The 21,679-nt window shown below is 37.3% G+C and carries 29 protein-coding genes; all 29 read right to left on the minus strand.

Translation table 11 applies throughout. The annotated features are described in order from the left end of the window. Positions 1 to 71 precede the first annotated feature (71 nt). Entirely contained in the window at positions 72 to 977 is a 906-nt protein-coding gene (locus LCX93_RS08685) for a tetratricopeptide repeat protein (protein WP_226065932.1), read from the minus strand. 10 nt (positions 978 to 987) lie between these two features. Continuing rightward, on the minus strand, positions 988 to 1,545 hold the full coding sequence (gene pal, locus LCX93_RS08690) for a peptidoglycan-associated lipoprotein Pal (protein WP_226065933.1): 558 nt from the start codon (positions 1,543 to 1,545) through the stop codon (positions 988 to 990). Between the two features lie 72 nt (positions 1,546 to 1,617). Beyond that, positions 1,618 to 2,868 (minus strand): Tol-Pal system protein TolB, encoded by a 1,251-nt coding sequence (tolB, locus tag LCX93_RS08695; protein ID WP_226065934.1) that lies wholly within the window; start codon positions 2,866 to 2,868, stop codon positions 1,618 to 1,620. A 3-nt stretch (positions 2,869 to 2,871) separates the two neighbouring features. Continuing rightward, positions 2,872 to 3,588 carry a TonB C-terminal domain-containing protein gene (locus tag LCX93_RS08700; RefSeq protein ID WP_226065935.1) on the minus strand — a complete coding sequence of 239 codons (717 nt, stop codon included), beginning with the start codon at positions 3,586 to 3,588 and terminating at the stop codon, positions 2,872 to 2,874. Continuing rightward, entirely contained in the window at positions 3,581 to 3,973 is a 393-nt protein-coding gene (locus tag LCX93_RS08705) for an ExbD/TolR family protein (RefSeq protein WP_255613193.1), read from the minus strand. The genes LCX93_RS08700 and LCX93_RS08705 overlap by 8 nt, the downstream gene beginning before the upstream one ends. 4 nt (positions 3,974 to 3,977) lie before the next feature. After that, complete coding sequence (locus LCX93_RS08710) at positions 3,978 to 4,544, minus strand: MotA/TolQ/ExbB proton channel family protein (RefSeq protein ID WP_193150188.1); 567 nt, start codon at positions 4,542 to 4,544, stop codon at positions 3,978 to 3,980. Between the two features lie 7 nt (positions 4,545 to 4,551). After that, entirely contained in the window at positions 4,552 to 4,944 is a 393-nt protein-coding gene (atpC, locus tag LCX93_RS08715) for an ATP synthase F1 subunit epsilon (RefSeq protein WP_151899917.1), read from the minus strand. Between the two features lie 27 nt (positions 4,945 to 4,971). Then, positions 4,972 to 6,366, minus strand: coding sequence for a F0F1 ATP synthase subunit beta (gene atpD, locus LCX93_RS08720; protein WP_151899916.1), 1,395 nt, complete (start codon positions 6,364 to 6,366; stop codon positions 4,972 to 4,974). An 11-nt stretch (positions 6,367 to 6,377) separates the two neighbouring features. Beyond that, positions 6,378 to 7,268: an ATP synthase F1 subunit gamma gene (gene atpG / locus LCX93_RS08725; protein ID WP_151899915.1), complete on the minus strand. Its 891-nt coding sequence runs from the start codon at positions 7,266 to 7,268 to the stop codon at positions 6,378 to 6,380. Between the two features lie 10 nt (positions 7,269 to 7,278). Next, positions 7,279 to 8,796 (minus strand): F0F1 ATP synthase subunit alpha, encoded by a 1,518-nt coding sequence (gene atpA, locus LCX93_RS08730; protein ID WP_226065936.1) that lies wholly within the window; start codon positions 8,794 to 8,796, stop codon positions 7,279 to 7,281. Between the two features lie 23 nt (positions 8,797 to 8,819). Further along, the gene (locus LCX93_RS08735; protein ID WP_226065937.1) at positions 8,820 to 9,353 is read right to left on the minus strand and encodes a F0F1 ATP synthase subunit delta; all 534 of its coding nucleotides are present in this window, start codon (positions 9,351 to 9,353) and stop codon (positions 8,820 to 8,822) included. After that, entirely contained in the window at positions 9,354 to 9,866 is a 513-nt protein-coding gene (locus LCX93_RS08740) for a F0F1 ATP synthase subunit B (protein WP_226065938.1), read from the minus strand. A gap of 9 nt (positions 9,867 to 9,875) precedes the next feature. Beyond that, entirely contained in the window at positions 9,876 to 10,298 is a 423-nt protein-coding gene (locus tag LCX93_RS08745) for a FoF1 ATP synthase subunit B' (RefSeq protein WP_151899911.1), read from the minus strand. A gap of 84 nt (positions 10,299 to 10,382) precedes the next feature. Beyond that, on the minus strand, positions 10,383 to 11,231 hold the full coding sequence (locus LCX93_RS08750; RefSeq protein WP_226065939.1) for a ParB/RepB/Spo0J family partition protein: 849 nt from the start codon (positions 11,229 to 11,231) through the stop codon (positions 10,383 to 10,385). Further along, positions 11,231 to 12,013: a ParA family protein gene (locus LCX93_RS08755; RefSeq protein ID WP_151899909.1), complete on the minus strand. Its 783-nt coding sequence runs from the start codon at positions 12,011 to 12,013 to the stop codon at positions 11,231 to 11,233. The genes LCX93_RS08750 and LCX93_RS08755 overlap by 1 nt, the downstream gene beginning before the upstream one ends. Next, positions 12,010 to 12,645 (minus strand): biotin--[acetyl-CoA-carboxylase] ligase, encoded by a 636-nt coding sequence (locus LCX93_RS08760; RefSeq protein WP_255613194.1) that lies wholly within the window; start codon positions 12,643 to 12,645, stop codon positions 12,010 to 12,012. The genes LCX93_RS08755 and LCX93_RS08760 overlap by 4 nt, the downstream gene beginning before the upstream one ends. Further along, a complete protein-coding gene (gene fmt, locus LCX93_RS08765; protein WP_226065941.1) occupies positions 12,626 to 13,540 on the minus strand; it encodes a methionyl-tRNA formyltransferase in 915 nt (304 codons plus the stop codon). The genes LCX93_RS08760 and fmt overlap by 20 nt, the downstream gene beginning before the upstream one ends. 2 nt (positions 13,541 to 13,542) lie before the next feature. After that, on the minus strand, positions 13,543 to 14,304 hold the full coding sequence (gene proB, locus LCX93_RS08770) for a glutamate 5-kinase (RefSeq protein WP_226065942.1): 762 nt from the start codon (positions 14,302 to 14,304) through the stop codon (positions 13,543 to 13,545). 4 nt (positions 14,305 to 14,308) lie between these two features. Further along, positions 14,309 to 15,409 (minus strand): GTPase ObgE, encoded by a 1,101-nt coding sequence (gene obgE / locus LCX93_RS08775; protein ID WP_226065943.1) that lies wholly within the window; start codon positions 15,407 to 15,409, stop codon positions 14,309 to 14,311. Between the two features lie 151 nt (positions 15,410 to 15,560). Continuing rightward, complete coding sequence (gene rpmA / locus LCX93_RS08780) at positions 15,561 to 15,818, minus strand: 50S ribosomal protein L27 (protein ID WP_193150197.1); 258 nt, start codon at positions 15,816 to 15,818, stop codon at positions 15,561 to 15,563. Between the two features lie 19 nt (positions 15,819 to 15,837). After that, positions 15,838 to 16,146 (minus strand): 50S ribosomal protein L21, encoded by a 309-nt coding sequence (gene rplU / locus LCX93_RS08785; RefSeq protein ID WP_151899903.1) that lies wholly within the window; start codon positions 16,144 to 16,146, stop codon positions 15,838 to 15,840. 97 nt (positions 16,147 to 16,243) lie between these two features. Further along, complete coding sequence (locus LCX93_RS08790; protein ID WP_226065944.1) at positions 16,244 to 16,636, minus strand: RidA family protein; 393 nt, start codon at positions 16,634 to 16,636, stop codon at positions 16,244 to 16,246. Next, entirely contained in the window at positions 16,614 to 17,045 is a 432-nt protein-coding gene (locus LCX93_RS08795; protein WP_226065945.1) for a thioredoxin fold domain-containing protein, read from the minus strand. The genes LCX93_RS08790 and LCX93_RS08795 overlap by 23 nt, the downstream gene beginning before the upstream one ends. Next, positions 17,042 to 18,145, minus strand: a complete 1,104-nt coding sequence (dapE, locus tag LCX93_RS08800; protein WP_226069428.1) for a succinyl-diaminopimelate desuccinylase — start codon at positions 18,143 to 18,145, stop codon at positions 17,042 to 17,044. Before dapE ends, LCX93_RS08795 begins: the two co-directional genes overlap by 4 nt. 3 nt (positions 18,146 to 18,148) lie before the next feature. Then, the gene (locus tag LCX93_RS08805) at positions 18,149 to 18,511 is read right to left on the minus strand and encodes a hypothetical protein (RefSeq protein WP_226065946.1); all 363 of its coding nucleotides are present in this window, start codon (positions 18,509 to 18,511) and stop codon (positions 18,149 to 18,151) included. Further along, entirely contained in the window at positions 18,486 to 19,289 is an 804-nt protein-coding gene (gene trpC, locus LCX93_RS08810; RefSeq protein WP_226069429.1) for an indole-3-glycerol phosphate synthase TrpC, read from the minus strand. The genes LCX93_RS08805 and trpC overlap by 26 nt, the downstream gene beginning before the upstream one ends. Next, the gene (locus tag LCX93_RS08815; protein WP_226065947.1) at positions 19,286 to 20,581 is read right to left on the minus strand and encodes a tetratricopeptide repeat protein; all 1,296 of its coding nucleotides are present in this window, start codon (positions 20,579 to 20,581) and stop codon (positions 19,286 to 19,288) included. Before LCX93_RS08815 ends, trpC begins: the two co-directional genes overlap by 4 nt. Beyond that, complete coding sequence (locus LCX93_RS08820) at positions 20,574 to 20,954, minus strand: YkgJ family cysteine cluster protein (RefSeq protein ID WP_226065948.1); 381 nt, start codon at positions 20,952 to 20,954, stop codon at positions 20,574 to 20,576. Before LCX93_RS08820 ends, LCX93_RS08815 begins: the two co-directional genes overlap by 8 nt. Then, positions 20,942 to 21,637, minus strand: a complete 696-nt coding sequence (locus LCX93_RS08825; protein WP_226065949.1) for a tRNA1(Val) (adenine(37)-N6)-methyltransferase — start codon at positions 21,635 to 21,637, stop codon at positions 20,942 to 20,944. The genes LCX93_RS08820 and LCX93_RS08825 overlap by 13 nt, the downstream gene beginning before the upstream one ends. Between the last annotated feature and the right edge of the window lie 42 nt (positions 21,638 to 21,679).

The raw sequence follows: 21,679 nt of genomic DNA on the forward strand, positions 1-21,679 counted from the left end.
TTTACCTTTTATTTTTTTGGGATTTTATCATAATAATCTATATTATTGCTGAAAAGCATATTTTACCCCGTTTAGCCTAAATGTTTCTTAGCCTCTTTTGCTTCTTTTGAATGAGGATATTTTGCAATTACAGCATTGTAAAATGCCTTTGCATGTGCCTTGTCTCCTGTTTTATCCATCGCAATCGCAGTATGCAACAACAGTTTTGGCATATACGAAGCTTTGTCATACAAAGAAGCACTTTTTTTAAAATATGAAATTGCCTCTGCATAATTTTTTCTTTTAAAGTTCATCTCGCCTATCATATAATGTGCATAGGCCGGCTTGTATTTTCTTTTGATGAGTTCTTTATAATTTTGAATCGCTTTTGTATAGTATCTTTTGTCAAAATTTGCTTTTGCCTGATTGTATAACTGTGCACTGCTTATTTTTCTCGGTTTCACACTTTTTTTTCTAGACTGCATCTCTTTTGCAATCAATGTTTTAAAATCATTGATATCTTTTACAAGAGTATTGAATGCCTCTTTGCTTACATACTGAGCATTCATTTTATCTACGACTTTTGAAAGCGCAAAGATTATGGTTTGCAGTTTTGCTATCTCATCTTGATTCTTCTGTACTTTTTCAGCCAGCCTGATTTGAAACTCATGAATATTGTCAAGATTTACTCTGTTCTCTTCTTTGAATTTTTGTAATTCCAGCTTATTTTCATGAGAGCGTACACTCAGATTTTCTACAACACTTTGTATGCCGTCCACTCTTTCACGCAATGAATCAAGTTTACTTGCTTGTGATTTTGTATTTATGGCAACTTTTTTCAAAGTATCTTTTGTTTGCAAAATAACTTTTTCACTTTGAGTAAGTCCGTAGGGTGTCGGTGCAGTCAAGTCGCCTGCTCCGAACGCAGAAGGTTCAGAAGCAAACGATAAAGAAGAGACAAAAGTAAGAAGTAATAAAGTGCGTATATTACTTTTCATCAAATAAAACTTATGGTAAAAGTTTAAAATTTACGCGACGGTTTTTAGCCCAGCATTCTCTTGTGTGTTCGGTACATACAGGGTTACTCTCTCCGTAACTGACCATAGAGATACGAGAAGCATCAACACCCTCAGCAACCAAAGCTTTTTTTACACTGTTTGCACGCTTGAGTCCAAGTGCGAAGTTGTATTCATCACTTCCCCACTCATCACAATTGCCTTCAAGTTTTATATTAAAAGACTTTGCAGTAGTTTTTCCAAGCTCTGCTGCAGTATCTACTTTTTCCTGCATATCAGGTCTGATGTTATACTTGTCAAAATCAAAATAGACTGTAGGGAATTTTGATTCAATTTCACCAGTACTTAACTGATTGGTGTTGAGGCTATTTGTAGATGAACTAATTTCCGCATTTTCACCTGTTACAGTTTCAGTCATCACTTCTTCAACTTCTTGTGCTACCGGTGCCGTGACTTCTTCAGTCTTTGTGTCGACTGCCGGTTCTTTTGTACTACAACCACTGAAAACTAAAAGTGCTACTACAACACTTGAAAGAACTATACTTTTCATTATTTATTTCCTTGCTTTTAAAATTGATATATTATACCAAAAAAATGTAATAAGTGATGAACACTTCCAACCTTACCAGTCCATAGATTGTATTTTTCCTGATTTTAGAGGAAAAAGATAGTTTTTATTGTGCATCAGCCGAATAATGCCAATGGCACTTTGCGATTTATAGTTTTTTATAAATATAATTGCATCACCGTCTTTGGAAAACCTTGGAAATTCATTCACTCCTGTCGCAGTGAGCCTGCGAATAAAATCAGTTTCTGTTGAGATAAGATGCAGATTAAATGTATTTGCACTAAAAGCATTTGAACTCTCACGGGCCTCGTAGACTACATAATGTCCCTGCGCACTGCATGAAGAGTTTGCTTTTCCATAATAAACCAGCTGCTCCACAAGTCCGTTGTCCAATCTCTTGGAAAAGACATTGGGATAGCCTAAACGAGATGAAATAAAAATAATTTTATCATCTCCCATAAACTGTCCGTTTACATCTATTCCGCTGTATGTGGTAATTCTTTTATATTTTTTTGTCTCTGTATTGTAAAGATAAATATCCGGCTGGCCGTCTCTAGCCATTGTCAGCAGCAGCTTTTTCCCGTCTTCGCTGACATCTGAACATACCATCATTCCGTCAGAAGATATGATGTTTTTCACTTTTGCAGTTTTAATGTCAACATGCTTCAAAGTAGGTTCAAAAGAATCTAATGATGTATAATAAAATGCAGTTTGTGCTTTGTTTGCCCATTTTGGAAAGATATTCAATCCGCCTGAGATGATTACATGCTGGTAGGAGAGTGTATAGTCCGCAATAATAATTTCACTTTTTTTAGGCGCAACGATACGGGAAAATATAACTTTTCTCTTCATCCATCCAACAGAAGGTTCACCCATAAACTCATTGATATCATAAGCCATGGCATGAGAGATAAACATATAAATGTTTTTGTTGTTTACTCTATATCGTTTTGAAAAGACTACTTCATTTTGGTGAAACAGAATCATTTCAATATTTAAAGCTTTGTTGTCATCCTCAAACAGTTTATAGCGTAAAACATAATTCATATCTTTATTGGCGACAAGTACATTTGTATCATCAAAATCGGCAAACCTGTGATGCCTGTCAACATTAAATAGAGAAATAACATTTAAATCTGCTACAAGAGACTTGAAAAAACGCAGCTTAAATGTGTCATTATAGCTGAGCGACGCATCTTCAACTGCCAAGGAAGGCAAAGAGTCTGCTTTTTTCACTACTTCTATAGTTGCATCACCTGCAAAAGCAAGGCTGATTAAAATGAACAAAGAAAAAAATATTTTCAAAATCTACTCCTTAGAAATTAATATAACAATCGTTCTACTCGGTCTGTTTTTCGGGTTGACAGGAAAGACAACATTTTTCAATCGTTCTTTAATCCTGTCTGCTTCTTCATTAAGTGCTTCATTGTTAGAATAACTCAGTATTCTAAAATCAATAAGTTTACCAAAAGGGTCAAGCTCGATTACTGTTTTTACACTGTTACCCTCACTGTTTTGCGGCACATTAAAATGCTGATAAACAATATCCTGAATTTTAGCCAAATATTCATTAACTTCATTCGCAGCAGATGTTGCTTCACTTTTTGACGGATCATGACTTGCCTGAAGTGTACTGATCTTTTGTGTTACAGACTCTCTCTCTTCTTCTTTTGTGGGCCTGATTTTTCTTGTAATCTGTTCTATCCGTCTTTTATTGTCGGTTTTTTTAACTTTTTTTACACTGTTGTCTATTTTCTTTGTCCATACATCACTGAATAGATTATTGATATCTATGTTTTTTACAACTTTTTTAGTTGCGGGAACTGTTTTGGAACTTTTCTTTTTCACCGGGTGCTTTGTATTTGTGACATTGATTGAAACAGAGATATAATTTTCTTTTTTATAGCCATATGCTTTTGTTTTGGAAGCATTAAACATCATATAAAGAAATGAGAATAAAAAAAATGCAAAAAGAGAGAGTGACAAAAAGCCACTTATATAAAAATAACGGCTGTTGTTATCCATTTGTAGCTAAAGATACCTCAGTGAAACCTGCCTGTTTAACCGCAGCTAACACTGACATAACTATACCATAGTCCAAACGCTTATCTGCACTGATTAATACAGTTGCTTTTTTATTTAACTTTCTTGCATACAATGAAAAATTATCCATAAAAGCATTTAAGAGATAGATATCTTTATTAACTTTTATATTTCTTTCTTTGTCTATTGTTATATGTACAGGAGGAATCTTCGAGAGTTGCTCGGTTGTTGAGCCCTGTGGCAGTTTTATATTCTCTTCATAAATGATATTTGGAGCAATAACCATCAAAACAACGAGCAGTACAAGCATTACGTCAACAAGAGGAGTAATATTGAGCTCTGGTTTTTCTTCCCAATCATACAGCACTGTTTTACGCCTTACGTGCTAAAATCGCATCACTTTGCATTTGGATATAACTGATAAGTTCATAAGAGTTTCTTTTCAAAACCTGATGATATGTATACGCAAATATTGCCACAAATATACCCGATGCAGTTGCGACCAGTGCATCCGAAACGCCACTGGCAATAATTGACATACCCCCGCTGTTTTGTCCGATATGTGAAAAAGTATCCAGTATAGAGACCACTGTACCAAAAAGTCCGATAAAAGGAGAGGTAGAAGCAAAAACAGAGAGTACGGAAAGTCCTTTTGTTGCTTCTTTTGTCGCAGCAAGCATACCGAGTCCTAAAACTTCTTTTGAAACAACATTACTGGTTTTTATAAAATTATTTAAAAAAGAGTTTTCATTTACAGTAGTAGCTCCAAGTAAAAGTGATTCAAGAGAAGCACTTTCACGAGATAGCCAGTTATTAAGAGAAAAATAGCGGTAAAAAAACACCCAGTTCAATACTATAAAGTATAAAGAGAGCAGTAGCAATACTCCGAGAGTCACAGGGTGGCTTTTTAGATAAAAATCTATTAAATTATTAATCATACGGTTACTATATTAACTTTTGTGCGGCAGATTCAATTTTTGCTGATACTGATGCAATAGCAGTGCTTGAATCTGCAATTTCATTAATAAGTTTTTTCGCTGCATCAAGTGCCTGCGCAATCTCAGATTCAGTTTCACCGCGAATTGCAGCAGCACCTTCAACCAAAATAACAACTTTTTCTTCATCAACTTGAACAACGCCCCAATTAACAACAATAGACTCGACTGATTTATCTTCTTTTTCGATATCTACCACGCCAGCTTCTAACAATGTAGTTAGAGATGCATGACCTGCCAGAACACCAAACTCTCCCTCTTTTCCAGGAAGAACAACACTGACAGCTTTACCATTATAGATTTCACCGTCAGGCGTTAGGATTTCAAGTTTAAATGTATCCATTACAGTCCTTTGTCTTAAGCAATATGCTTATTTATTTTTCTCATTTTTGGCAATAGCTTCATCCATATTTCCGACCATATAGAATGCACTTTCAGACATGTGGTCATAGTCACCGTTTAAGATGCCTTTGAAACCTGCAATTGTGTCTTCAAGTTTAACATATTTTCCTGGAGCACCAGTGAAAACTTCTGCAACAAAGAACGGCTGAGAAAGAAACTTCTCAATTTTACGGGCACGTTCAACAACATTTTTGTCATCTTCACTAAGCTCATCCATACCAAGAATTGCAATTATATCCTGCAAATCTTTATATTTTTGAAGTGTTTGCTGTACACCGCGAGCTACATTGTAGTGCTCTTCACCCAAAATTTGTGGATCAAGCAGTCTTGAAGTTGAATCCAATGGATCAACCGCAGGATAGATACCTTTTTCCGCAATTTTACGATTAAGAACCGTTGTTGCATCCAAGTGGGCAAAAACTGAAGCCGGAGCCGGGTCAGTCAAGTCATCTGCAGGTACATATACTGCCTGAACAGAAGTAATTGAACCGTTTTTCGTTGATGTAATACGATCCTGCAGTGCACCCATTTCACGAGCCAATGTCGGTTGGTATCCAACAGCTGACGGAATACGTCCAAGAAGTGCTGACATTTCAGAACCTGACTGTGCAAAACGGAAAATATTGTCAATAAACATCAATACATCAAGTTTCTTTTCGTCACGGAAATACTCAGCCATAGTAAGACCTGTAAGCGCAATACGGTTACGTGCTCCTGGAGGCTCAGACATTTGACCGTAGCACAGTGCAACTTTGTCAAGTACGTTCGATTCTTTCATTTCATAATAAAGGTCATTCCCTTCACGAGTTCTTTCACCAACACCTGCAAATACAGAAAGACCGTCATGCCCGTGTGCAACATTGTGGATAAGCTCCATGATGATAACTGTTTTACCAACACCTGCCCCTCCGAAGAGTCCGACTTTACCACCTTTTGCATACGGAGCGAGCAAGTCAACAACTTTGATACCTGTTTCAAACATCTCTGTAGTTGTTGACTGATCAACCAATGGTGGAGGATCACGGTGAATTGACCATGTTGGAGCGTCAGTAACCTGCTCTCCGCCATCAATTGTTTCACCAATTACATTAAAGATACGACCGAGTACTTTTTCACCAACCGGAACACTGATTGGTGCACCTGTAGCTTTTGCGTCCATACCACGAACCAAACCTTCACTCATATCCATTGCAATCGTTCTAACACGACCGTCACCTAAGTGTGCTGCAACTTCTAATACCAAACGATGTTCACTACCTTCTAAATTAACATTCACTTCAATTGCTTCGTTAATTACTGGAAGATAACCATCAAAATCAACATCAACAACAGGACCCATTACCTGGCTAATTTTTCCAATCATATTTTTCTCCATTATTTCATAGACTCCACACCACTGATAATTTCTATCAGCTCTGTAGTAATAGCGGCTTGACGCGCTTTATTGTATTGTACATTTAAACTTTTTACCATCTCTTTTGCATTGTTCGTTGCTGTATCCATAGCCTGCATACGCGCAGAGTGCTCTGCAGCAACCGAATCAATCAAAGAGTAGTACATATTGTAATTTACATATTTTTCAATTAAAGACTCAAGCATTTTATCTTCATCTTCTGCTTCAATTTCCATCATTGATTTTGATTCTACTTCTTTACAGTCAAAATCATTTACATCAATAGGTAAAACATTGTTTACATGTAACTCTTGCGTTATCATGTTTTTATAGCCGTTATAAATAATATGAACAGCATCCGTTTTGCCCTCTTTGTAATCTTCGATAGAAGTTTTTATAAATTCATCAGATCTCGTTTTATTCGGCTTAGAACTTAAGTTTATGACAGTATCAAACATTTCAACTTCATTATACTTATAGTATTCTATCCCTTTTTTACCGATTCCGCGTAAACGCACTTTTACTTTTTTCTCTTTGTACTCTTTTAGAAGTTTATTCACAGCTTTAATTGTTTGAATATTAAAACCGCCACATAAACCTTTATCTGCAGTTACAAAAATAATGTCAACCATTTTTGGATTTTCAATTGCTGTAAAAAAGCGATTTTCCAACCCTCCAACTCTGTTACATTCTATGCGTCCAGCTATTTCGGCAATGACCTGATTCATTTTTTGAGCATAAAGACGAGAACGTTTTGCAAGTTCTTCTGCACGGCGAAGCTTGGCAGTCGATACAAGCTTCATCGCACGAGTCGTCTTTTGAGTGTTTGAAACACTCTTAATCTGTCTTTGAATATCTTTCAAGTTTGCCATAAGTTATTCCTTAGTTAGCTACAAAGCTGGCTTTGAACTCTTCTAGTGCTTTCATCAATAGTGTTTTTGTTTCATCATCTACTTTCTTAGAGCTTCTGATATTTTCAAAGATCTGAGGATATGATGCTTCTATAAACGGATAAAGTTCTGCTTCAAAACGAACAACATTTGACACATCCATATCATCCAAGAAACCTTCATTTCCGGCAAATATAATAACAACCTGTTTTTCAGCAGGAAGTGGTGAGAAAGGCCCCTGTTTTAGGATTTCAACCATTCTTTGTCCACGCTCTAACTGCTTACGTGAAACTTCATCAAGATCAGATGCGAACTGGGCAAATGCCTGCAGTTCTCTAAAAGATGCAAGATCAAGTCTTAATGTACCTGCCACCTGTTTTGTAGCTTTAATTTGCGCAGCACCACCAACACGAGATACTGAAAGACCGACATTGATCGCAGGACGAACACCTGAATTAAACAAGTCAGTTTCCAAGAAGATCTGACCATCAGTAATAGAGATAACATTTGTAGGAATATATGCCGCAACATCTCCAGCCTGTGTTTCAATAATAGGAAGAGCAGTTAAAGAACCGGCTCCGTTTTCGTCAGACATTTTTGCAGCACGCTCAAGTAAACGAGAATGCACATAAAAAACATCACCAGGATATGCTTCACGACCCGGAGGACGACGAAGAATCAGTGACATTTCACGATATGCAACCGCATGTTTTGACAAATCATCATAGACAATCAAACCGTGTCTTGCATTGTCACGGAAATATTCACCCATAGTAACACCGGTATACGGAGCTAAAAATTGAAGGGCAGCCGCTTCAGCAGCAGTAGCAGATACAATAATTGTATATTCCATTGCTCCATGATCTTCCAAACGACGAACGATTTGTGCAACAGTTGACTCTTTTTGACCGATGGCAACATATATACATACAACACCGTTGCCTTTTTGGTTGATGATTGCATCTAGCGCAACTGTAGTTTTACCGGTTTGTCTGTCACCGATGATAAGTTCACGTTGCCCGCGACCAATCGGAACCAGTGCATCAATTGCTTTGATACCCGTTGCAAGTGGTTCATGTACAGATTTTCTGTCCATAATTCCAGGTGCTTTTTCTTCTACAAAACGAACTTCTGTAGTATCAATCGGGCCTTTACCGTCAATCGGTTCACCAAGTGCATTCACAACACGACCAAGAAGGGCATCCCCTACAGGAACTTTTAAAAGTGTTCCCAAACGCTTCACGCTCATTCCTTCACGAAGCTCAGGACCAGAACCGAGAATAACAACACCAACGCTGCTCTCTTCCAGGTTTAGAACCAAACCTTTTGTTCCCTCTTCAAATTCTACCATTTCTCCTGCCATAACATTGCTCAGTCCGTAAACCTTCGCAACACCATCGGCATAAGAAACAATTTTACCTGTTTCATTGATATCAACACTTAGTTCAAAGTTGTCGATACGCTCTTTAATTATTGAGCTGATTTCATCAGCTTGAATTTTTGCTACCACTATTGTTCTCCTCTCATTGAAAGTTAAATTGCTTTTATTATATGTTCTATAATTTGTCTGTCTATTCTGTCTTTAGAAAAATTAATTTCTATACCAAGACCTTCTACTTCTACTTTTATACCGTTAAAGTCATTTTTAACAAATGTCAGGCTGATAGTTACATCATACTTTTTACCTAAACCGGCACTCAATTCTTCTATTACTTTCGAATCGATATCTGTATCACTGTAAATAACACCTTCATAGGTTTTAGCAGCTTTTGCCAAATCACTTTTCAATTCCTGTGCAATTGCCGGAATAATATTGATACGTTTGTTTTCTACCAACAGCTTGATAAAGTTATTGATTTTATCAGAGTTGGCACTTTTTACCGCCTCTAACAAGATATTTGATTTTTCTTGAGCTTTTATGCTTGGGTTAGCAATAATACTGACAAACTTGTCATTTTTAAATGACTCTGCCAAGGCAGAAAATACTGTTGTCATATTTTGCATAGATGCTAAGTCAGAACCCATACCTAAAGCTTTTATATATCGTTTTGCAATCAGTTCTTCCATTTAGGCAACCTTTTTCAAAATGATATTAGCCATAGTTTCTCTGTCAAAACTATCACCGCTTTGTCTCAATGTCTCTTTTATGACATCTTCAACAACACTGCGAATCATTTTCTTTTCTTCAAATTCTTTTTTGAGAGCAAATTTTTTCACCATAGCTTCAATATCACTTTCTGCCTGTGCAATAATCGTGTCATTCAAAATTTTGTTCTCTTTTTTAGAAACAATCGCCAACTCTTCAGCAAACTTTTCAGCCTCAGAAATTTTTGCCAATGCCTCTTTTTTAAGAGCGATTGATTCATTCAGCTTTTCCTGAACCTTTTTCAGTTCGTCAGCTATTGCCTGACTTCTTGATGCAAAGAAATTCTTTACAGGTTCCCCAACTAGATACCAAACAAGCCCGGCAAATAGCAAGAAGTTCACAGTTCTTTGAACTATGTCTGTTCCTGCATGCTCGTGCCCAGATGCCAATGCATAAGTTGATATCATTAGCATTAATACTAAAATTCTACTCACATTACACCTTTATATCTGACTAAATTTAGCTTTTACAGCTTCTTTAAATACCGGAACTTGTGACATTAAGTCAGAAGTCAACTCATCTTTAGATTTTGCAAGTGATTGCTCAAACTCTAAATACTCTGCCGCGAGTTCAGCACGTTTTGATTCTAACTTACTGTCAGCTAATTCCTTAGCATCCGCGATAACTTTTTCTCTTAGGGCCGCAGCTTCCAGCTTGGCATTCATAATTATTGACTCTGCTTTTGCTTTGAGCTCATTGATTTCATTGTCATTTGATCCTACTTTTTCAAGATCTTTTTTAATGTCATCATCACGCTTTTGCATAAAAGAAAGTAATGGGTTATAAAGCCAACTGTTCAGAACGGCTATAAGGGAAACAAATACAACAAATGTAGCCAAAAGTAGTATTGGATTTATATCTAACATAGCACCTCCTAAAAGTTGCGTGATTATACTATTATAAAATTGAAACGATAGTTAAATGGAGGTATAAATTTGTTATTTGAGTGATTAGTTTCTAAAATGTGTCAAAAATTCATCAATTTCATCTTGTGATGCAAAACTGACGGTTATTTTATTTTTAGAAGCCTTTACATGTAGTCCGAGTGCACTGAATTTTTCTTTTAACTGTGCAAAATCATAATTTGCATCACTCTTTTTTAGAGAATCACTTGGTGCAGGATCTGCATTTTTCATGCTTTTTATCATAGCTTCAACTTCGCGTACACTCAGTTTCTGCCCTATAATCGAATTGAGTATCAGTTGCTGGTCTTTTTCATTTAAGCCAACCATTACTTTTGCATGCCCTGCTGAAATCTTTTTTTCAACCAGTGCCTTTTGTGTTTTTGGAGCAAGCTGCAGCAGACGCAGGGTATTTGTTATATGAGTTCTGCTTTTGTGAATAATATTGGCAAGTTCGTCATGTGTTACATCATGCAGCTTTATAAGTTCTGTATAGGCCTCTGCCAGTTCTACAGCATTTAGCTCTTCTCTTTGAATATTTTCAATCAAAGCGAACTGCCGCATTTTTTGTTCATCAGAGTTAAGAACTACTGCCCGTATCTCTTTGAGTTTTGCAAGCTTTGAAGCACGAAGTCGTCGCTCTCCCGCAATTAGGATATAGCCGTCAATATCTTCTGTTACAACGATAGGCTGAATCAGTCCGTCATTTTTTATAGATTCGGCAAGTTCCAAAAGTGCAGTTTCGTCAAATGATTTTCTTGGCTGAAAAGGATTCGGTCTGATATCTTTGAGCGGAATCTCCAATACAGCATCATATTGGCTTCCTTCATTTTCATATGCCTCGTCTATTTCTCCAAGAAGAGCGTCCAGCCCTCTGCCTAATTTTTGTGACTTCATTATCGTATAATCGCCTGTGCTAAATTTTGGTATGCAATAGAACCGCTTGATTTTACATCATACAAAATTGCAGGTTTTCCAAATGAAGGAGATTCTGCAAGTCTTACATTACGCGGTACCACTATATATTTATCTGCCGCATCTTTAAACAGTTTGCCTTTAAAATGCTGACGCAAATCGGCAAATACCTGTTTGGACAAATTGTTTTGTGATGAAAACATCGTTGGCAGAAAGCCTCTTACAGCCAATTTCGGATTAATTGATTTTCTTACCAATTTGACAGTATTGAGAAGCTGTGCCAACCCTTCAAGTGCAAAAAATTCACACTGTATAGGAATAATAACCGAGTTTGCCGCTGAAAGCGCATTGATAGTCATCGGACCAAGCGCCGGCGGAGAATCTATAATAATATAATCATACTCTTTTTGCACATTTGCAATTGCTTTTTTCAAAACAAGTTCACGCCCTTTTGCTTTGTCTGCATCATAATACTCTTTTTCTATTCCCACAAGACCTATGTTTGAGGGCGCCAAATGCAGTGTAGGCAAGTCTGATTTCAAAATAATCTCTTTAAGCTTTTTTGTGCCTATAAGTACATGATAGATATTAAACTCATAATCATTTCTGTGAAAGCCCAATGATGTCGTGGCATTTGCCTGCGGATCTGAGTCAATCAAAAGCACTTTTTTTTCTGCTACAGCAAGTGACGCTGCCAAGTTTACAGCGGTAGTCGTTTTGCCTACTCCGCCCTTTTGATTTGCAATTACTATTACTTCACTCATCGCCTGCTGTATATCCTCTCACCATTTATATTCAAACTGCCATCACTCTCGAGTACACAAGACTCAAGTGATATTTTCTTACCATCACTATGGGTAAAAAACTCCTTGTTGTTTTCAAATTCTAACTTATATTTGCTAAAAACTTGCTTCCATAAAACCTTTTTTTCTATATTTTTCAAATATGCTGCAATTAATATTTTTCTGTTGAGCATAATATCCAATGATGCAAAGCCCTGTGGTGCCGTTACAAGGTTTATTCCCACACCGCAGATAAGTGTGTCATCCACCCTGTTTGTAATCATTCCGCCTATTTTTTTTGTACCGATATAAAAATCATTCGGCCACTTTAAAAAAACTTTTGAACCAAATTCTGATAAAGTTTCTTTGAGCAGATAAGAAAAATACAGTGACACAGATTCTAATTTTAAATCATGAGGCAATTGTTCTGTATTGAGGGCAAAAGACAAAAAAAGATTTCCTTTTTGGGAACTCCATTCGTTATTTCGACTGCCGATTCCTTTTGTCTGAATATCTGCAACCACAGCCACAGGAGCAGTTAGCTTCTTGTTTTTCAACTGTTCTTTTAAAAAAAGCTGCGTTGATGGCAGTGTATTATAGTAATGTATCTTCAAGTCCGAGTCTTTTCCCGTTAATATAAGAGATAACATCCATCTCTTTTTTGGACTGTGGCTGTACCTTATAAATACGAAGAGCCCCCTGTTTACATGTAACGACAATACTTTTTTTGTCTATTGTAGTTATTCTGCCGGCATCAGCATGTTCTTCATCTTTTTTTTCAAGTTGTATCTCTTTTAATTTCAGTCCGCTTGCAAGATAAATTCCCGGCCACGGAGTAAAGGCACGGTATTTGTTATAAATCTCCTGCGCATTGTCAAAAATAACAGCACCGTCTGCTTTTGTTATTTTTTTACAATGTGAAGCATGTGCATCATCCTGTTTTTTGGGTGTATATGTATGAAAATTGCGCAGCACATCTATCGTCAGATCAGCAGCAGTCTGTGTAAGCTTTTCAAACAACTCTTCAACCATCATCTTCTCATCGACAGAGATTTTCTCAATTTTCAAAATGTCACCTGTATCAAGACCCTCTTCCATAAGCATGGCAGTTACACCGGTTACCTTGTCGCCGTTTAGCAAGGTTTGCTGTATCGGACTTGCTCCGCGATATTGCGGTAAAATCGAAGCGTGAAGATTGATACAGGGCGCATGATCTAAAATTTCTCGTGGCAAAATCTGTCCGTATGCAGCCACCACTATAAAATCACAGGGAATTTCCAGAATCTCTTTTATAGTTTCCTCATCCCGAAGTTTTTTTGGCTGGTAGAGTGGAATGTTATGCTCTTGTGCAGTAAGCTTCACAGGAGGAGGCGTCAGTACTTTTTTACGCCCGACCGGTTTGTCAGGCTGTGTATAGACGGCAACAACATTTATATCTTCTGTTGCTATCACTTTTTGAAGAATTTTCTGGGCATACTCAGGTGTTCCCATAAATATTATATTTTTCATTGCTAACCTTTACATGTAAAGAGAGTACCGCCCTTGTGGGAACCTTCAAGCATAAAACTTTTCACATCACTTAAATCAAAACCACTGGCAAGAAATGTATCTATATTTGCCTGCAGGAGATATTCTGCGGCTTTGAGTTTCGTAACGATACCGCCTGTTGCAAATACATTGTTTGGAGTGACTTCTTTATGCAGTTCTTCCTCACTGATTTTGTTTACTGTTTTGAATGCTTTTGCCTCGGGATTTTTTCTTGGATCGCTGTCATAGTAGGCATCAATATCTGAAAGAATAACAAGCATATCGGCTTGCATGTCTTTTGCTATATATGCTGAGAGTTGGTCATTGTCACCAAGCTCAAGTTCATCTGTTGCCGTTGCATCATTTTCATTGACAATAGGAAGCACACTGTTTTGCAAAAGCGTTTCAACAGTTGCGCGCACACGCTTAATATCGGAGGGAGTATTCAGATTTGCAGCAGTCACTAACACCTGTGCTGTCAGTATTTCGTATTTTGCAAACTTCTTCGCATATTTATTCATCAAAACAGGCTGACCTATTGCGGCTAAAGCCTGTTTGTTCGCGATGTTGTTTCTGTCGAGTTTTAGCTCGGTATATCCGCCCGCAACTGCACCCGAAGAGACCAAAATCACTTCATGCTCTTTTTTTAACTCGCTTAGAAATTCTACAAGAGAACGCATACGATCAAGTGCTATATTGCCATCCTGGGTCAAGACGGCACTGCCTACTTTGACTACAACACGCATGAAATTACCGCCTTGTCTGCTGTACTAAATTAAAGAGTGCGTACTTTAAGGGTTCAATATTTTTGTTGATCGCGGAAGAAATTGGCACAACAAAATAAGGTTTTTCTCTGTCATACCCTAATGTTTCATCCACACTCTCCTGAATAAAATAAGGCAAATCTTCATCAAAATCAAATTCACTTCCCTTGCTGGACTCAAGATCAAGCATCTTGATAAATTCGGCAACTTTTTGGGAAACTTCTTCTTGAGGCACTATATCTGTTCGTGTTAACGCTATTGCATATCGAGAAGTACCCAACTTTTGTGAAAAAGAAGCTACTTCGTCTTTAAGTACTTCTATCTGTTCTTTGAGATCTCTGTACGATGCCAAATCTATCATAAACAGCAAGATCTCTGTTCTTTCGATATGACGAAGAAATTCTATTCCAAGGCCTTTGCCTTCATGCGCTCCGCCGATAATTCCGGGAATATCCGCCATAACAAATGATTCATAATCCCCGATATTTACCTGACCGAGTTTCGGCGTTAAGGTTGTAAACTCATAATTTGCAATTTCCGGTCTTGCGTTTGACACAGTAGAAATAAGCGTAGACTTTCCGACATTTGGAAAACCGACCAGTCCAATATCTGCAATCAGTTTCAAATCAAGCTTGATGTTTCTTGTTTCACCCTTTTCTCCGGGCTGTGCGTATGTCGGTCTTTGGTTTGTCGGTGACTTAAAGTGTGTGTTGCCGAGTCCGCCTTTTCCGCCTTGCAGAAACTTCACTTCCTGTCCGTCTTCCACCATATCAAAAAGAACTTCTCCGCTTTCCTGGTCAATAATCTGTGTTCCCGGTGGGACAATAATTACTTTTTTCGCACCTGATTTCCCGGTACAGTTCGAACCTTCACCGGGTTTGCCGTTTTCAGCCTTTATATGCATTTTTCGCTGGAAATGTGAAAGTGTATGCGTATTGTTGTCGCACTTGAACCATATATCACCGCCTTTTCCACCGTCACCACCGTTTGGACCGCCATTGAGTACAAACTTTTCACGGCGAAAAGCCACACACCCTTGTCCGCCTTTTCCAGAACTGACTGTTAATTCGACACTATCTGTAAACATTGTGAAATCCTTTTTTATGACTCTGTGTCATGTTAAATACTTAAGAAAATACTATTTATTATAAAGTAATTTATTAAATATTTTGAAATTTTCTTTGTGGAATATGTTTCCATCGGATATGATGGAAACAAGAGGTTTTATACTGTAGAAATTACGCAGCAGGTATAATGGAAACTTGTTGGCGTTTTTTGTCTTTTCGCTCAAATGCAACAACACCGTCAACCAAAGCAAATATAGTATGATCTTTTCCCATACCTACATTTTTACCCGGATGAACTTTTGTTCCTCTTTGACGAATAATGATGTTACCGGCTATAACAGCCTCTCCACCAAATTTCTTTACACCAAGTCTTCTACCAGCCGAATCACGATTATTCTGTGTACTACCCTGACCTTTCTTATGTGCCATTACTTATCTCCTTAATTTATTACGCAGCTATTTTCGTGATTTTAACACGAGTATAGTCTCTTCTGAAACCACGTTTTACTTTAGAATCTTTACGACGACGCTTTTTGAAAATTACAACTTTCTTGTCACGTCCTTCTGCAATAACTTCAGCAGTTACAACTGCACCCTCTACAAAAGGAGTTCCGATCTTAAGCTCTCCGGCATTTACAGCCAGAACCTCTTTAATCTCTACCGTAGCACCAGTGTCAAGAGATAATTTATCTAATGATAAAACATCACCTTCTTGAACTTTATACTGCTTACCACCATTTTTAATAATTGCGTACATCTATGGTCCTTACATATATTTAGCTTGTATTTCTACAAAAGTCCGGAATTATACCCATTCAAGCTTTAAGTCTTGATTAAACAAAAAGGAATATAACTTAAAAAGAGTAGTCTGTCACTAATGCCACAGCATCTATTTCAACCAAAGCATTCTTAGGCAGTGTTTTTACCGCTACTGTTGCACGCGCCGGCTTATGTTCACCGAATGCTTTTTCATAGATTGTATTGACTGTGGCAAAGTCATTCATATCTGCCAGAAAGATTGTTGTTTTTACAACATCCTGTAAAGAACTTCCCGCTTCTTCTAAAACCGCCTGAAGATTTTTTAAAACTGCAACTGTTTGAATTGATACATCCTCTTGAAGCAGCTCATCTCCGCCTGAAGCCGTTAAAGCAATCTGTCCTGATGTATAAACGATTCCGTTTGCCACGATTGCCTGTGAATAGGGTCCAATTGCCGAAGGTGCTTTATCTGTCTTTACTTGTTTCATAGTTTTCATCCTTTAATATTTCATAATGTTCCTGGGCATTGTCCATAAATGCATTGAACATTTCTTCGTCTCTGTATCCTAAAGATGCATACAGTATTTTTCCTGTTTCATCCAAAAAATAGTGTCTTGGGACAGGAGATGTTTTCAAAAATTTTGGTATTGCATGTCTGTCTCTTGAGAGTAAAACAGTAACAAATTCTTTATTAACTCTCTCTTTAATCTTTGCATTTTGCAAAGTTGTCCTTTCAAATTTTTTACACCACCCGCATGTGTCAGAAACGATTAGCACATAGATGAGTTTATGATCTTTTTTTGCTTCTGACAATGCTTTAAAATAGTCATGACTCCACTGAAGCGGTGCACAAAAAAGACTCACACTGAAAAAGAGCAGTACAAAAAGAGATTTCACTGCCTGTTCCACTCGCTGATAAGAGTTTTAAAAACACTATAGAGATCTTGCACCTCTTTTTTTGTTGTTCTCTCGTTTATCGAGTGAATGGTGTCATTTCTCACACCAAACTCCACCACATCTATACCAAGTGGTGCAATGAATCTTGCATCGCTTGTTCCACCTGCTGTAGAGTGTTTTGGCACTTTACATGTAACCATTTCTATAGCTGTGTCGATTTTTTTAACAAGCTTCGTATCCGTATCTGTTTTAAAAGGATAGGAACCTTGTGTTAAACGCAGTTCATAGTCCAAGCCCTGTAAATGTCTGGCAACAAATTCTTCTACCTCTTTTTGTGTGGTTTTTGTATTGTTACGCACATTAAACATCATTTTCAGCTCATTGGGTGTAACATTTGTCACCTGCATACCAGAACGGATATCGGTAATGACAAACTTTGAAGGCGCAAAAAACTCATCTCCCTCATCCAAATCAACACCTGCCATATAACCTAAAACTTTTGCTATTTGGTGTATAGGGTTTACCGCTTTTTCAGGATAGGCCGCATGCCCCTGTTTTCCTTTAAGGGTCAGATAGCCGTTAATAGAACCGCGTCGTCCTACTTTTATGGCATCGCCAAACTCTTTTTCACATGTCGGTTCTGCTACCACGCAGGCATCGGGAAGCAGTTTATGTTCTTGCAAATACTCCAACACTTTGACAGTGCCGTTTGTTGCTTCTCCCTCTTCATCCGAAGTTAAAAGCAAAGAGAGCGTGCCTTTAAAGTTTTTCGTATCTTTTACAGCCTGAATAAAAGCGGCGAGTCCGCTTTTCATATCCTGTGCACCCCTTCCGTATATATAGCCCTCTTTTTCTACAGCTTCGTACGGGTTTGTATTCCATCCTTTTCCTGCCGGAACAACATCAACATGCCCGGCAAAACACAGATGTTCACCCTCGGAAAATTTTTTATAGATAAAAAGATTTTTGACATCTTCTATATCAATTCTTATCGCTTCAAAACCTTCAAGGTAATCCTCAACAAAATTCAAAATACCGCCATCATCCGGTGTTTCACTTTTTGAGTTGATTAAATATTTAAACAGTTGAATCACATCCATCATTTAGTTCTTTGGATTTTCATAAAACACATAGGGTGTTGAAAAATTACTGATTTCAAAGTAGACTTTTTTCTCACCAGCATCTACTACCATATTTTTATTTGTATCTATATATCCATACCCGTAACGATAATTCCTTGGAATGCTTCCATCCGTGCTTGTCGCTGTTGTCAGCTTATCAATTTTTATAAATCTTTGAACAAGCTGTCCACCCATATAAATATCAAGTACACCGTTTGTTCCAGTCCAGTTTTGAATAGAGCGCCCTATTTTATTTTGTGCTTCTTGCGTACATCCGCTCAAAAAGAACATTGTTACTGCAAAAAGCAGAATAATCATTTTATTTTTCATTATAATCTTCTCCATATTTTAACTTTTGTAATGCTGTCTCTTCATCTTCTTGCCGCATTAATGATTCACCGACCAAAAATGCGTCTACTCCTGCTTTGCTTAAATCTTCAAGCTGTCCATGCTCATATATGCCACTCTCGGCCACAATAATTTTTCCGTTTGGTATTAAAGGAATCAATTCGTAGCAAAGGTTCATATTCATCTCAAAAGTCTGCAGGTTTCTGTGATTTATTCCGATAATATCTGCTCCGGCATAAATGGCTTTTACCAAATCTTTTTTGTCATGCACCTCAACCAAAACTTCCAATCCCAAGTGTCTTGCATAGCCCAGTAAATCTTTGAGTTCTTTCTTGCTTAAAGCTGCCGCAATAAGCAAAATAAAATCAGCTCCGAAAACCAGGGCTTCAAGTACCTGATATTTTGAAATAATAAAATCTTTTCTTAAAAGAGGAACAGAAACATATCTGCGAATACCTGCAAGATAATCAAGAGAACCCTGAAAAAAGTGCGGTTCAGTTAAAACAGAAATGGCACTTGCCCCTCCGCGTTCATATGCCTGAGCAATGGCAAGCGGATCAAAATCTTCACGAATGACACCCTTTGAAGGTGAGGCTTTTTTCACCTCGGCAATAATTCTGTACGGGTCTTCCTCTGTAGCTTTTAAAAACGGAATCACATCACGCGGCTGTCTGGCATTGAATGCAAGAGAACGTCCTAGCCAGTCCAGCGAAAACTCTTTCTCTCTTTGTATCAGGTCTTCTTTTGTTTTTTTAATAATGTCATCTAAAATCATCTTTTCTTCTTCCCTTTTTTGTGTTCTAAGCTCTTTTTGTAGCATTCATCTATCTTCTTTACATGTAAGAGCACTTCAGGATTGTCTCCGCCTTCCATCTTGACTACCCTGTCCATCACTTTTTTCGCTTCAACGCACTTTTTCAGCTTATAATAGCCCCATGCCAGGGAATCCAGATAGAATGCAGAATCCGGATTTGTTTTTAAAACTTTTTTGATGTAGTACATGCCTTTTTTAACATCCAGGTCATGATCAATCAGAATATAGCCCAAATAGTTTAGATAGAGCGGTTCATCTGTCTCTTTGGCAACTTTTGTCAACTTTTTTACTATAGATGCCAAAAGCTTTTTTGTCATTTTTTTGCTGTGTGCCTCATATTCATAAATAGCACTTTGTCCCAAATATTTTATATCTCCGCTTTTTTCATAAAGTTTCTGTGCCAGAGCACTTGCTTTTGCATAATTTTTCCCTGTCATATAGAGTTCTAAAAGTACCGTATCATCCGCATGTGTCTCTTCCAAAAAGTCAATAAGTTTGACATAGTCTCTTTTGTAGGCATATATACGGATTATTTTTTGTGCGACTGATTTGTCTTTTTTTAAACTGTAGAGTCTTTTGTATACAGAAAGCAGGCCTTCAATGTTGTTTTCATTACTGTAAATTCCGATTAAACGGTTACATATAAGCTGTGAGCATCCGTGCATGCGTGTATGTGTCTCAAGATAGGCAATCGCATCTTTTTTCCTATGCAGATTAACATACAGAATAATTGCCATTTTATCAAGTATTTTTTCGTTATACTCTTTCATATATGCACTGTTAAGATACTTTAACGCGACATCAAACTCCTGGTTTTTGATATACACATCACTGGCTAAAAGGTAATCCTCTGCTTTTTGTGTTTTTTTTGCAAGGGCAATTGAGAGTTTTTTTGCATAATCGAGTTTTCCCATTTCCATCAAAGCAATAATTTTTAAACGGATGAGCGCTGGATTTGAGAAAGTACCCTGTGTTATTTCATCAACTTTTTCAATCACTTTTTCATTCTCTTTTGCCACAAGGTAGTTATGCAAAGAACGATACAGATACTCTTTTTTGGATGCTTTGTCATAAAGTTCTTCAAAACGCCTTGCCGCTACATCATAATGTTTTGTAAGTTCAGCATTTAACGCAAGCATGATATACAGATCTTCCCCCTCAAAAGCTTTTTCATTTGGACTTATCGGTCTGGGATGCGTTGAGCATGAAACAAAGAACAGCGACACTGCTACTAAAAGGAGAATTCTAATCATCTATTATTCCTGGACACTCAAGTTTTAGCTCATCAACTCTGGTTTTGTAATAATCCCAAAAAGGAAATGTTTTACACTGATTTGGACGGGCATTGTATATTTTACACCCATTTGTTTTTCTGTCATAAAAAACACATTCATAGGAGTCATTGATTTTATTTTCTTTTATAGAGTATTTATACCCTTTCTTAAAGAGATATTTTAACGCAAATTCATTAACATCCATTGCTAAAACTTCTGCAATTGCAAAAATTTCACTTTTAGTGACATATATGTAGCCGCTCTCACCCGTGCAACACCTTCCCTCACATGTAGCGCAGGCACTTGCATCAAAAGCATAGGGATAATTTTCTTTTTTTATTATATTTGACATTTTATACTCTGTGTATTGGCTTTTTTATAAATGTTTTGTACTTTTTTTGAGGGATTGTCTCCCTCAAAACTTATCAACGGAGGCCAGACTTTCATCATTGCCTTTGAACCGTTTCTTGCATGTATCATTACAAGGGATGCACTCCTGTCAATTTTGGGGTGGACAAACTGCACATCCACTATCTTCATTTTGACTCTCTCAAGTTCAACGCAGACATTTCCAAACTGCGAGGCATCATAACAAAATATAAAATGTGAATGTGGTCGCAACAAACGCGATACTTTTTTAAAAAACTTCGCTAAAGGGAGGTGCACATTATAGCGTGCATGAAATAATATCTCATTTTGGCTTTTTTGTACACCAGCTGGGTAAAACGGCGGATTTGAAATAATATAGTCATATTTCTGTACTTCCTGCATATCCAAAAAATCACACTCATGCAGTCTATACGCTATTTTGTTGACTCGGGCATTCGTTTTTGAAAAATACCTGAAAACTTCCTGTTTTTCTACTGCTTCAAGTTCTACTTTTTCATTGTCTCTTGCAACAAGCAGTCCTACGACTCCGCAACCTGCACCTACATCCAGAACTTTGCCTTTGGGATGAAAAGAGTTGATAAAATCGTACAAAAAAAGAGAATCGCTGTTATAGCAGTAACCAGAATCCGGTTGGTAAAGAAGCATGAATTAAAGTCCCTTGGGTTATAATATTGCAATTATATCATA

It is taken from the genome of Sulfurimonas sp. SWIR-19 (assembly GCF_020410885.1).
GTDB classification, from domain to species: domain Bacteria; phylum Campylobacterota; class Campylobacteria; order Campylobacterales; family Sulfurimonadaceae; genus Sulfurimonas; species Sulfurimonas sediminis.

Excerpts from the sequence above, each read along its gene's own strand:
- LCX93_RS08745 (WP_151899911.1), bottom strand. The coding sequence starts at position 10,298 with ATGTTAGATATAAATCCAATACTACTTTTGGCTACATTTGTTGTATTT.
- LCX93_RS08790 (WP_226065944.1), bottom strand. The coding sequence starts at position 16,636 with ATGAAACAAGTAAAGACAGATAAAGCACCTTCGGCAATTGGACCCTAT.
- atpC (WP_151899917.1), bottom strand. The coding sequence starts at position 4,944 with ATGGATACATTTAAACTTGAAATCCTAACGCCTGACGGTGAAATCTAT.
- pal (WP_226065933.1), bottom strand. The coding sequence starts at position 1,545 with ATGAAAAGTATAGTTCTTTCAAGTGTTGTAGTAGCACTTTTAGTTTTC.
- LCX93_RS08805 (WP_226065946.1), bottom strand. The coding sequence starts at position 18,511 with ATGGAGAAGATTATAATGAAAAATAAAATGATTATTCTGCTTTTTGCA.
- LCX93_RS08735 (WP_226065937.1), bottom strand. The coding sequence starts at position 9,353 with ATGGAAGAACTGATTGCAAAACGATATATAAAAGCTTTAGGTATGGGT.
- trpC (WP_226069429.1), bottom strand. The coding sequence starts at position 19,289 with ATGATTTTAGATGACATTATTAAAAAAACAAAAGAAGACCTGATACAA.
- proB (WP_226065942.1), bottom strand. The coding sequence starts at position 14,304 with ATGCGTGTTGTAGTCAAAGTAGGCAGTGCCGTCTTGACCCAGGATGGC.
- LCX93_RS08700 (WP_226065935.1), bottom strand. The coding sequence starts at position 3,588 with ATGGATAACAACAGCCGTTATTTTTATATAAGTGGCTTTTTGTCACTC.
- LCX93_RS08825 (WP_226065949.1), bottom strand. The coding sequence starts at position 21,637 with ATGCTTCTTTACCAACCGGATTCTGGTTACTGCTATAACAGCGATTCT.
- rpmA (WP_193150197.1), bottom strand. The coding sequence starts at position 15,818 with ATGGCACATAAGAAAGGTCAGGGTAGTACACAGAATAATCGTGATTCG.
- LCX93_RS08755 (WP_151899909.1), bottom strand. The coding sequence starts at position 12,013 with ATGAGTGAAGTAATAGTAATTGCAAATCAAAAGGGCGGAGTAGGCAAA.
- atpD (WP_151899916.1), bottom strand. The coding sequence starts at position 6,366 with ATGATTGGAAAAATTAGCCAGGTAATGGGTCCTGTTGTTGATGTTGAT.
- dapE (WP_226069428.1), bottom strand. The coding sequence starts at position 18,145 with ATGGATGTGATTCAACTGTTTAAATATTTAATCAACTCAAAAAGTGAA.
- LCX93_RS08750 (WP_226065939.1), bottom strand. The coding sequence starts at position 11,231 with ATGAAGTCACAAAAATTAGGCAGAGGGCTGGACGCTCTTCTTGGAGAA.
- LCX93_RS08820 (WP_226065948.1), bottom strand. The coding sequence starts at position 20,954 with ATGTCAAATATAATAAAAAAAGAAAATTATCCCTATGCTTTTGATGCA.
- fmt (WP_226065941.1), bottom strand. The coding sequence starts at position 13,540 with ATGAAAAATATAATATTTATGGGAACACCTGAGTATGCCCAGAAAATT.
- atpG (WP_151899915.1), bottom strand. The coding sequence starts at position 7,268 with ATGGCAAACTTGAAAGATATTCAAAGACAGATTAAGAGTGTTTCAAAC.
- LCX93_RS08710 (WP_193150188.1), bottom strand. The coding sequence starts at position 4,544 with ATGATTAATAATTTAATAGATTTTTATCTAAAAAGCCACCCTGTGACT.
- rplU (WP_151899903.1), bottom strand. The coding sequence starts at position 16,146 with ATGTACGCAATTATTAAAAATGGTGGTAAGCAGTATAAAGTTCAAGAA.
- LCX93_RS08685 (WP_226065932.1), bottom strand. The coding sequence starts at position 977 with ATGAAAAGTAATATACGCACTTTATTACTTCTTACTTTTGTCTCTTCT.
- obgE (WP_226065943.1), bottom strand. The coding sequence starts at position 15,409 with ATGTTTACAGATAGTGTCGAATTAACAGTCAGTTCTGGAAAAGGCGGA.
- LCX93_RS08815 (WP_226065947.1), bottom strand. The coding sequence starts at position 20,581 with ATGATTAGAATTCTCCTTTTAGTAGCAGTGTCGCTGTTCTTTGTTTCA.